Annotated in this window: 11 protein-coding genes; 6 read left to right on the top strand and 5 right to left on the bottom strand. The window is 61.7% G+C overall.

Features of this window, described 5'->3' with window-relative positions; genetic code table 11:
- From AB4Z11_RS10805 to AB4Z11_RS10780, 6 genes are all read left to right on the top strand, one after another.
- The coding region (locus AB4Z11_RS10805) for an efflux RND transporter permease subunit (RefSeq protein WP_442025249.1) at nucleotides 1-2,503 on the top strand (2,503 nt) is incomplete at its 5' end.
- Nucleotides 2,503-3,948 (top strand): efflux transporter outer membrane subunit, encoded by a 1,446-nt coding sequence (locus AB4Z11_RS10800; RefSeq protein WP_442025248.1) that lies wholly within the window; start codon nucleotides 2,503-2,505, stop codon nucleotides 3,946-3,948. The genes AB4Z11_RS10805 and AB4Z11_RS10800, both read left to right, overlap by 1 nt.
- A gap of 75 nt (nucleotides 3,949-4,023) precedes the next feature.
- Nucleotides 4,024-4,458: a MarR family winged helix-turn-helix transcriptional regulator gene (locus AB4Z11_RS10795; RefSeq protein ID WP_442025247.1), complete on the top strand. Its 435-nt coding sequence runs from the start codon at nucleotides 4,024-4,026 to the stop codon at nucleotides 4,456-4,458.
- 57 nt (nucleotides 4,459-4,515) lie between these two features.
- Complete coding sequence (locus AB4Z11_RS10790; RefSeq protein WP_442025246.1) at nucleotides 4,516-5,097, top strand: TetR/AcrR family transcriptional regulator; 582 nt, start codon at nucleotides 4,516-4,518, stop codon at nucleotides 5,095-5,097.
- Between the two features lie 10 nt (nucleotides 5,098-5,107).
- Nucleotides 5,108-6,529 (top strand): nitrilase-related carbon-nitrogen hydrolase, encoded by a 1,422-nt coding sequence (locus tag AB4Z11_RS10785; protein ID WP_442025245.1) that lies wholly within the window; start codon nucleotides 5,108-5,110, stop codon nucleotides 6,527-6,529.
- Between the two features lie 69 nt (nucleotides 6,530-6,598).
- Nucleotides 6,599-7,360 carry a hypothetical protein gene (locus tag AB4Z11_RS10780; RefSeq protein WP_442025244.1) on the top strand — a complete coding sequence of 254 codons (762 nt, stop codon included), beginning with the start codon at nucleotides 6,599-6,601 and terminating at the stop codon, nucleotides 7,358-7,360.
- A gap of 7 nt (nucleotides 7,361-7,367) precedes the next feature.
- Here the strand turns inward: AB4Z11_RS10780 and AB4Z11_RS10775 are convergent, their stop codons facing one another.
- The 5 genes from AB4Z11_RS10775 to AB4Z11_RS10755 form a co-directional block, all read right to left on the bottom strand.
- A complete protein-coding gene (locus AB4Z11_RS10775; protein WP_442025243.1) occupies nucleotides 7,368-8,096 on the bottom strand; it encodes a diguanylate cyclase in 729 nt (242 codons plus the stop codon).
- Nucleotides 8,093-8,473 (bottom strand): DUF1987 domain-containing protein, encoded by a 381-nt coding sequence (locus AB4Z11_RS10770; protein WP_442025242.1) that lies wholly within the window; start codon nucleotides 8,471-8,473, stop codon nucleotides 8,093-8,095. The genes AB4Z11_RS10775 and AB4Z11_RS10770 overlap by 4 nt, the downstream gene beginning before the upstream one ends.
- A 10-nt stretch (nucleotides 8,474-8,483) precedes the next feature.
- Nucleotides 8,484-9,041 (bottom strand): SiaB family protein kinase, encoded by a 558-nt coding sequence (locus AB4Z11_RS10765; protein WP_442025241.1) that lies wholly within the window; start codon nucleotides 9,039-9,041, stop codon nucleotides 8,484-8,486.
- 11 nt (nucleotides 9,042-9,052) lie between these two features.
- The gene (locus AB4Z11_RS10760) at nucleotides 9,053-10,279 is read right to left on the bottom strand and encodes a SpoIIE family protein phosphatase (protein WP_442025240.1); all 1,227 of its coding nucleotides are present in this window, start codon (nucleotides 10,277-10,279) and stop codon (nucleotides 9,053-9,055) included.
- Between the two features lie 85 nt (nucleotides 10,280-10,364).
- Nucleotides 10,365-10,619, bottom strand: coding sequence for an EAL domain-containing protein (locus AB4Z11_RS10755; protein WP_442025239.1), 255 nt, complete (start codon nucleotides 10,617-10,619; stop codon nucleotides 10,365-10,367).
- Nucleotides 10,620-10,677: the final 58 nt, after the last annotated feature.

Here is a 10,677-nt window from a genome sequence, read left to right as displayed (position 1 = left end):
GCCCAGCAAAGACGCCGATTTCCAGTTCACCCTGAACACCAAAGGCCGCCTGAAAACGGTGGAAGACTTCGGCAACATCATCGTCAAGACCAATGAAGACGGCGGCGTCACCCTGCTGAAGGATCTGGCGCGTATCGAACTGGGTGCGGGCAGCTACGTCGTGAATTCCCTGCTGGACAACAAGCCTGCCACGGCGCTGATCATCTACGCCGCTCCCGGTRCAAACGATTTGCAGATTTCCACCGACGTTCGCGCCAAGATGGAAGAACTGAAGAAAGACTTCCCGAAAGGCCTGGAATACCGCATCGCCTATGACCCGACGCAGTTCGTGCGCGAATCCATTGAAGCCGTGATCCATACCCTGCTGGAAGCTGTGATTCTGGTGGTGATCGTGGTGATCGTGTTCCTGCAAACCTGGCGCGCTTCCATCATTCCGCTGCTGGCCGTTCCGGTGTCGGTGGTCGGAACTTTCGCCGTGATGCTGGGCTTTGGCTTCTCCATCAACACGCTGACCCTGTTCGGCTTGGTGCTGGCCATTGGTATCGTGGTCGACGACGCGATCGTGGTCGTGGAAAACGTTGAGCGGAATATCGCGGGCGGACTGTCGCCGCGCGATGCCACCGTGCAGGCGATGAAGGAAGTGAGCGGTCCGATTATCGCCATCGCGCTGGTGCTGTGCGCCGTGTTCGTGCCGATCTCTTTCGTCTCCGGCCTGACCGGCCAGTTCTACAAGCAGTTCGCGCTGACGATTGCCATTTCCACCGTGATTTCGGCATTCTGCTCGCTGACGCTGGCGCCCGCCCTGACGGCCACTTTGCTGAAGCCGCACCACGCGGCCAAAGACAAGATGACCATCATGATGGAAAAGGTGCTCGGTGGCTTCTTCTCGCGCTTCAACCGCTTCTTCGGCCGTGCTTCGACCAAATATGAAGGTGGCGTGAAAGGTGTGCTGGGCCGCAAAGCTGCATCGATCGGCCTGTACCTGGTGCTGGTGGCTGCTGCCGCGCTGATGTTCAAGCTGGTGYCGGGAGGCTTCGTGCCCGCGCAGGACAAGGGCTATCTGGTTGGCTTCGTCAAACTGCCCGACGCCGCCTCGCTGGAACGCACCCAGGACGTCATCCGCCGCACCGGCGACGTCGCCCTTGGCGTACCGGGCGCCCGCAATGCCGTCGGCTTCCCCGGCCTGTCCGTGAACGATCTGACCAATGCCCCAAACCAGGGTATCGTGTTCGTCGGCGAACAGCCACCGCAGACCCGCACCACCAAGGAAACCGGTGGTCCTGGCATTGCCGCTGAAATCAACAAGCGCGCCGGCTCCATCCAGGACGCCTTCGTGAAGGTGTTCTCGCCACCGCCAGTCTATGGCCTGGGCACCATCGGCGGCCTGAAAATGATGGTCGAAGACCGCGGCAACCTGGGTTACGACGAGCTGTATAAAGCCACCCAGCAGCTGATCGAGCGCACGCGCAAGACGCCTGAACTGGTCGGCGCCTTCTCCGGCTACCAGGTCAACGTGCCGCAGCTGTATGCGGATATCGACCGCACCAAGGCCAAGCAGTTGGGCGTGCCGCTGCAGGTCATCAACCAGACTTTGCAGATCAACCTCGGTTCGCTGTACGTCAATGACTTCAACCAGTTCGGCCGTACCTATCAGGTGCGCGTACAGGCAGACGCACAATTCCGCTCCCGCGTGGAAGACATCAAGCAATTGAAAGTCCGTAGCGACAAGGGCGAGATGATTCCGCTGTCTTCGCTGATGAAGATTGAAGACAGCTATGGTCCGGATCGCGTGCAGCGTTATAACACCTATGTTGCCGCGGACCTAAACGTCAATCCGGCGCCGGGCTACTCGACCACGCAGGCACGCGCCGCCATGGAACGGATCGCCGCCGAGACCCTGCCGAAAGGCATCAGCTATGAGTGGACCGAGCTGACCTATCTGGACATCATCGCAGGCAATACCCTGATCTTCGTGTTCCCGATCTGCGTGCTGCTGGTGTTCCTGGTGCTGGCGGCCCAATACGAAAGCTGGACTCTGCCGCTGGCCGTGATCCTGATCGTGCCGATGTCCATCCTGTGCGCCATGATTGGTGTGAAGATCACGGGCGGCGACAACAATATTTTCACCCAGATCGCGCTGTTCGTGCTGGTTGGTCTGGCGTCGAAGAATGCGATTCTGATTGTGGAGTTTGCGCGCGAGCTGGAACATCATGGCCGCACCATTCTGCAGGCAGCGCTGGAAGCATGCCGTATGCGTCTGCGTCCGATCCTGATGACGTCGATCGCCTTCATCATGGGCGTGGTGCCGCTGGTGTATTCGCATGGCGCCGGCTGGGAAATGCGCCGCGCCATGGGTATCGCGGTATTTTCGGGGATGCTGGGCGTGACCTTGTTTGGCCTGTTCCTGACGCCGGTGTTCTATGTGCTGATTCGTAATCTGGCCAAGCGTTTCGAGAAAACGCCTGCGCCGGCGACCGCGCCACAGCTGGAGGGCTCTCACTAATGAAATCGCTGATTACACCTATCGCGGCTGCGGTATTTCTGCTGGCCGGTTGCGCCGCGCCGGAATTCAAGCAGCCCAACGTCTCCGTGCCGAACGCATTCAAGGAGCTCGACAACCAGGCCATCCATGTCGCCGCGGACGGCACACGCTGGACCCGTGCCCAGCCTGCCGAACAGCAGGCGCGCGGCGAGTGGTGGCTGGTCTTCAATGACTCTGCACTCACGGCGCTGATCAAGGAAGCTACCGGCAACAATGCCAATCTCGCCGTCGCCGCGGCGCGTGTGAAACAAGCGCGCGCCATTGCAGGCATCGCTGAAGCGGACCGCATTCCGCAAGTGAATGCAGGCGTTGGCGCCCAGCGTGGCGGCCCGTCTGCGCTGGAAGCCCGTCTGCCGGCCGGCGCCAATCCGCCCGTCAGCAACACCTACAGCGCCAAACTGACGGCGAGCTACGAAGTCGATCTGTTCGGGCGTGTTGCCTCCAACGTGGCGGCAGCGCGTGGCGACGCCGATGCTTCGCAAGCGACCTACCGCTCAGTGCTGCTCTCGCTTCAGGCGGACGTGGCGCAGACCTATTTCCGTCTGCGCTCCACCGATGCCGAGCTGGATACGCTGGCTGAAACCGTGCGTCTGCGTGAAGAAAACGTGCGCGTCAATCAGCGCCGTTTTGACCTGGGTGACATCGGCGAATTCGATCTGTCGCGCGCCAGGACGGAACTGTCCACCACCCGTGCCGACGCGATCGGACTGCAGCGTCAGCGCACAAGCCTGGAACACGCACTGGCTGTCCTGCTGGGCAAACCGGCCGCGAACTTCACGGCAGGCGCCAGCCCGCTGCTGGATGGCACGCTGATGCCGAATATCCCGGCAGGCATGCCTTCTTCGTTGCTGGAACGCCGTCCCGACATCGCCTCCGCCCAGCGTGCGATGGAAGCTGCCAATGCCCGCATCGGCGTGGCGCGCGCGGCACTGTTCCCTTCGCTAAACATTGGCGCCTCGGCAGGCGGCGTGGCCGGCACCTTCTCGGACATCTTCAAGACTACCGGCCAGTCCTGGCTGCTGGGTGCTGTGCTGTCCGCGCCGGTCATCGACGGCGGCCGCTATCGCAACGGCGTGAACCGCGCGGAAGCTTCGCTTGAGGAATCCGTGGGCTCTTACCGCCAGACCGTGCTGACCGCCTTCGCTGAAGTCGAGGACAACCTGGCCGGCTTGCGCATCCTGAGCGGCCAGACTTCCGAGATTGAGGACGCGCTGGTGTCGGCGCGCCGCTCGGCCGACCTGGCGCAGAAGCTGTACGACGCAGGCCGTTCCAGCTATCTGGAACTGCTCGATGCGCAGCGCAATCTGACGACAGTGGAACGCACCGCTGTGCAGTTGCGCGGCAACCGGGCTGTGACCACCGTGGCGCTCATCCGCGCGCTCGGCGGCGGCTGGGATAAAACCTGAGCCTGAACCTGGTGCCTGCCACGGCGTGGCAGGCACCTGTCCTTGCCGTGGGTTCTAATCGGTTAAACTTCAATCATGGACGATTTCACTAGTGACCCAAGCTGCAACGCCTTCGCACTGCGCCAGGCGACGCGCAGCGTTTCAAATTTATACGACCAGTATGTCGGCCGCTGCGGGCTGACGGGTCCGCAATACTCCATCCTGAGTCACATCAGCCGTAACCCGCACATCACCATTCAGGCGCTGGCCGACAAACTGGTGCTCGACCGTACCAGCCTGCTGCGCGCGCTGCAGCCGCTCACGCGCGATGGTTATGTGCTGCACGCACCGTCACCGGACAGTCCGCGTAAACAAGTGCTCGCGCTGAGTTCCACCGGGCAGGCGAAATACGTCGAGGCTTATCAACTGTGGCAGCAAGCGCAGGCCGAGTTTGAAAGCAAAGTCGGTGGCGAAGAAGCCAAGGCCCTGCGCGACGCCCTCTTCAAGCTGACCCGCATGCTGAATAGCTGAAAACTTCCGCGCAAGCCGCGTGTTGACATCTTCGCCGGTCAAGTATACGCTGTATACATGACTGAATTGACAACACAGGACAAAATTCTTCGCGCCGCGCGCAAGCTCCTCGAAAAGGAAGGCGCCGCAGCCGTCTCCATGCGCCGCGTGGCCGAAGCTGTCGGTATCACGCCGATGGCCATTTACCGCCACTTCGCCAACCGGGAAGCGCTGCTCAAGCGCATTTCCGACGATGCCTTCACCGAAGTCGCGCAGAACTGGCTACAGCGCGCCCAGCATCCCGACCTGATGCACGCGCTGCTGCACTCGATGGAAAACTACCTCGATTACGCGCTACAGCACCCTCACCTGTTCGATTACAGCTTTTCCGTTTCACGCGACGACGCGCGCCGCTTTCCCGAAGACTTTCGCGCACGCCGCTCGCCAACGCTCAACGTCATTGCCGACATGCTGGTCGAAGGCATGCGGCAAGGACTGCTGCGCGAAGGCGATCCCTGGGACCTGGCCATGATCATGTGGGGTCAGGCGCACGGCCTGATTTCCCTTTACCGCGCGGGGCGCTTCAGCTACAACGAAGCGCAGTTCCGCGCCTTTTACCTTCAATCCTTTGGAGTCCTGTTCAATGGCATCAAGCGATAATCGTGGAGTGATGTTGGCTGGCGCCGTGGCAGCCGTGCTGTCCGGCGCCGCATGGTGGTTTGGCACCGGACTGGCACCGGTCGCCTACCTGGCCTGGCTCGCCCCGCTGCCTTTGCTGCTGGCGGCGCCGCGCCTGCGCTGGTACTGGGCCGCACTTGCCGCCCTGCTTGCGGGTGCCTGCGCTGGCCTGAATCTCTGGCACTACATACATGACATCATTCGCCTGACGCTGCCGGTCGGCGTGGCTGTCGTGGCCGTCCCCGCGATCACCTTCGCACTGGCGGTGCTGCTGCATCGCCGCCTGATGCAGTCCGGCCGCTACACCGCGGCGGCCGTGGCTTTCCCCGCGCTGTATGTCTCGCTGGATTATCTCGGCTCTCTGACTTCGCCCCATGGCACTTTCGGCAGCCTCGCTTACAGCCAGATGGACGCGCTGCCGGTAATCCAGCTCGCCAGCGTGACCGGCATCTGGGGCGTGGTCTTCGTGATGCTGCTGGCGCCGTCCGCCTTGGCCACCGTTATGGCCGCTCCGGCGGGCGCACGTGTGCGCGCGGCGATTGCCGGCGGCGCTGCCCTTGTCGTGATCGCGACTTTTGCGTTCGGCGTCATGCGGTTGCACGCCCCCGCAAGTAGCGCAGCGCGCATCGGCCTGATTACACTGCAAGGTCCGATCCGTCCCGCAGTCTCATCGCCGGAAGGCCAGGCCCTGCTGGCGCGCTACGTTGCCGGAATCGACGCGCTGGCCGCACAAGGCGCCCAAACCGTCGTGCTGCCTGAAACGGCTTTTGCCACTGACGCAAGCGGAATCCCGGCGCTGGCCGAGCTGGCGGCCCGCCGCCAAATGATCATCGACGCCGGGGTTGCATTGCAAGACCAGCACGATGAACGCAATGCGGTGCAGGCGTTCATGCCAGGCGCACCACAGGCGGTGACCTATGCCAAGCAGCACCTGATCCCTGGATTCGAAAGCAAATACACTCCCGGAACCGCCTACGCCATGCTGCCTGGCGCGCAAACCGGCCTGGCCATCTGCAAAGACATGGACTTCCATGACATCGGCCACGCCTACGGCGCGCGTAACGCCAATCTGCTGCTGGTCCCCGCCTGGGACTTCGGCGCCGATGGCTGGCTGCATGGCCGCATGGCCATCATGCGCGGCGTCGAGAACGGCTTCGCCATCGCCCGCGTGGCCCGCCGCGGCAGCCTGACGCTGTCCGACGACCGCGGCCGCGTCATCGTCGAAGCCACGGACGAAAATGGGGACGCAACACTAGTAGGCGATCTCCCACTCCACCAGAGCCACACGCTCTACACGCGCTGGGGCGACTGGTTCGCCTGGCTGAATCTGACGTTATTGATTGCCGCATTGACGCAACTTCGGCCAGTCCGCGCGCCGGCCTATCCGCCAATCGCCGTCAAGCCGACGCGCTAAGTGACAAATAGTGAGAATTCCGGACATCGTCATCGGCTACGCTGCAAGTGACGACGATGCTCCGGAGGCATGATGAATAAGAAACCGCCGACAGTTCCGAAGGCTATTCAGGCCAAACGCGCCATTCCCGCCACGCCAGCCGTATATAAACCAACTGCAGGCCGACTGGCGACACCGCCTCGCGCGATGCAAGCTAAATCCATCATTCAGAGAGCGCAGCAAATGCCGACAGGCATACCTGGCTACTACACAGGTGGGCTGACTAACGATCAGCAGGGCGGCACGTTCAATACAGTCTGGTCTCAGGCCTCGCCTCAAGGCCCTGGCGGCACAGTGACTTCACATGCCAGTCTGACTTACTCCGTGCAAGCGCTAGATCATTTAGTGGAATTTGCTGAAATCAATCATCTTGAGGATGCGGAACACACGCACGCTGAAGACCGCATCCCCATTATGGTTCACCAGCATGTCGCGCTGTTGCAAGCGACACGCCAGCCAATCCCGGACATTATTAACATCGGTGATTACTATGTTTCATCAAGTCCCTGCACGTCCGAAGGGAATTTGTCGGCCAAGACGGTGGGATGTACTGAAAACATCATCAGCTGGTGGAAAAACGGCATGAAGCTGGATAGCAGTCCCTGGAGCCCGACGCCAAAAGTCAAGATCAGGAAGCTCACCGTGCACCACCTCTACAAGGGCAGTTCTTATGCCGGCGCCAATGCCTCGTATGCAGCTCTGCAGCGCATGGTGGCGGCGGGAGCAATTGAGAGCTTCCATATCCAGAACATGCCGAGACTAAAGTCCTTTCAAGGCAAACAGGACGGCTAGCGCTTAATCAATCGGCGACGCAAACACAATTGCGGCCGCCGCGTTTGGCGCGGTAGAGCGCCTGGTCGGCGCGGCTGTAGGCTTGTTCGAAGCTGCTGCCGCGTTCATTCCAGCTGACGCCGACGCTGGCCGTGACCGGGCGGTCGATTGGTTCGGGCCAGGATTGGGCTTCGATCGCAGCACGGATGCGCTCACCCAGTTCGCGGCCTTCGGCCAGGGTCAGACCTGGCCATACCACGGAAAATTCTTCGCCGCCGACACGTCCGACAGCCGCATCTTCGCCCAGCAGTTCGCGCAGACACTGCACCACGGTGCGAATCACTGCATCGCCTGCCGGGTGGCCGAAGCTGTCGTTGACTTGCTTGAAGTGGTCGATGTCCAGCACGATCAGCACCATGTCCTCTTCCATCATGCCGAGGCTGGCGTGTTCGATGACGGCGGCGCGGTTCAGTGCTCCGGTGAGCGGATCATGACTGGCGCGGAATTCCAGTTGGCTGGCCAGTTCCTGCAGGCGGAAATTCATCTGGTTCATCTGGCGTTCGGCGCGGTCGCTGCGCTGAACGAGGCGGCGGGTTTCGCGCAGCAGACGCTCGTAGTGGACCAACAGCTGGCCCAGCGCCCGGTGGCTATCTCCGCCTTCCCCTGCATACACGGCGCGTGCAGCCTCCAGCGCGGCCTGCTCACTGGCGAACAGGTCGGGTGCTTCGGCTACAGCGGCGTTCTGCAATGAATTCATATGGGTCGGTCGTTAAATTGTAGTGCGGGGAAGTCGTCGCGCAATTCTTCTCCAAATTCTTCAATCGTATCGTCTTCCTCATCGCGATACCAGTTCAACACCACGGTGTTGCCGGCCTGCGCGGCGTCGTTGAGGGACTCGAATAATGCGAACAGCATCTTGGTGCTGGAGCTGTTGAAGTACGCCAGCGACACGTTCACGGTAATGGCCGCCTCGCTGCACTCTGCCAGGTACACGCGCAGGCGCTCGATGACCGGGCCGTAAAACGCGGCGGCATTTTCAGGGTAGGACTCGCCCTTCAGCGACAGGGTGTGCTCATTGAAACGGAAGTCGACTTCCGGCGAGGTGGGCGAGGCGGCAATAAACAGAGATTCCATAGGTATGCGCTCAGATGATCGCTTTGATGCAGAAAATAGTGGTGTCCGGCTTGTTCGGCGCCGGGACGAATTCAAATTCCAGCGGCTCGCTGGCTTCGCGCGCCATGGTGAGGAAGCCCAGGCCCGCGCCTTTGCTGTCCTCCGGCGCCGCTTCGCGCAGGGCCTTCTTGTACGCCAGCTTGATCTCTTCCACCGTCATGGTACGCAGCGGTTCCAGGCGGGTCCGAATCGACTCAACGCGGTCGGTATGGACCGGATTGGCGCTGAGCAGGAAGAAGTTGTCATCACGGCTGCCGATGCAGAAGGAGCCGCGGCGCATCTGCTGGTCGCGCTCCGCGTCCGGCGTCAGCGACTCGGACGAATAATGCATGATGTTCTGCGACATTTCGACGAAGGCCGAGAAAATGCGGCGGCGCGYAGGACCGGCAGCGCCGGCCGTGTCGAGACGCGCACGGATGGTTTCGGAAATGGCAGCCACCACGTGCTGGGAGAAGTAACCCGTATAAAAGAAAATGACATGGCGCTTCTGAGCGACCTGCCAGAAATCCTCAAACTCTTCGTACAACAACGGAATGCTCCTCATGGGCGGAAACAGAAAAATGTCAGGTCGTCGCGGCGCGGCTGTTCGCCTTGCCACTCGCGCAGATCGTTCAGCAAGCCTTCAGCCACCGTGGCCGAGGGCTCGTCGCGGCGGGCCAGCAATTGCTCGCGCATGCGGCGCTTGCCGTACGCGATGGATTTTTGACCGCCAATCTGGTCGATCAGGCCGTCCGTGGTCACGAACAGCAAGGTGTCTGGTTCAAGATGCAGGGTATGGTTAGGCCATGACTGCTCGCCGGCAGTGTCCACATAGCCCACGCCGGAGCGTTCGCCTTCGCAGACGGTTGGCTCTTCCTGCTTCGGCGCCAGTACCTGCAGCGACAGGCGCGCACCGGCGAAACGCAGGCGGCGTTCGGAATGTTCGTACCACATCAGGGCGGCGTCCAGACCATCGTCCGATTCCGCCATGCCGCGCAGTTCTTCGGTCTGCCCCAGCATCGCTTTGACGCCGCGGTTCACTTCCGCCATCAGCGCGCCTGGATCGCGCGGCCCCAGACGCTGCAAGGCCTGCGTCAGCACGGAGGATGCGATCAGGGTCATGAAGGCGCCCGGCACGCCATGGCCGGTGCAATCGGCGATGGCGCCGAACCAGCCATCCTTGTGGCGCTGCACCAGGAAGAAATCGCCGCCGACCACGTCGCGCGGCTGCCATTCCAGGTGGGCGTCGTCCAGCACTTCAGCCAGCGCCTCGCGCGAGCTGCGCAGCAAGGAACGCTGGATTACGCTGGCGTATTCGATGGAGTGCATGATCTGGCGGTTCTTTTCCGCCTGCATATTGGCGACCACGTTCATCAGCTGCAGGCCGAAGCCGACACCGGCCAGGCCACCATCGCGGGTGATGATGAAACCGTCGGCCAGCGCCTTCTCGCCCGATTCAACGGCGCGGAAGGTCAGCGATTCGATACTCAGGTCCGCATCGACGATCAGCGGGTCCTTGTCCATGAAGGCGATGCAGCTCTTCTTCCCGTACAGCTCGTGGTAATAGGGCTTGGACATCTGCGACATGAAGATATTGCGGCTGATCAGGCCAATCGGGCGGCCATCTTCCAGCACCGGAAGGCTCATCAGGTCGCGGCGTTCGGTGAACAGCTGCTGCACTGCCGTGTTGCTCGTATCGGAAGGCACGGCAACCGTCGCCACGCACAGATCAGCGGCGGTCGACTGGCGGAAGCGCGGCAAATGGTGGCGGGAGGCGTTGAATTCCACGGGACGTAGTATGAGTTAGCTGACCGGCATCATCCTAACTGCCGTATGTGACGGGGTGATGACGTATTGGAAATAAGAATGCATTTCAGACATGCTCGGCCAAGGCGGTAGCTTCCGCCGCCAGGCGCACCGCCATTTCACCCGGTGGCACGGGGCGGCCAACGTGGTAGCCCTGCGCTTCGTGACAGCCCAGTTCCTCAAGGAGTTCCAGCTGCCGGGCGTTCTCCACGCCCTCGGCCACCACCACCATGCCGAGCGCCTGCGCCATCGACACGATCGCCTGGAAAAACACCCTGCCCTCGGTCGACCGGTCCAGTTCATTGGTGAAGGCCTTGTCCACCTTACACCCTGCCCTCGTTCGACCGGTCCAGTTCATTGGTGAAGGCCTTGTCCACCTT

The sequence above is a fragment of the Pseudoduganella sp. RAF53_2 genome, assembly GCF_052113985.1.
In the GTDB taxonomy this organism is placed as follows: Bacteria; Pseudomonadota; Gammaproteobacteria; order Burkholderiales; family Burkholderiaceae_D; genus Rugamonas.
The sequence above is the reverse complement of the archived record's forward strand: the minus strand, read 5'-3'. Positions and strand labels throughout refer to the sequence as shown.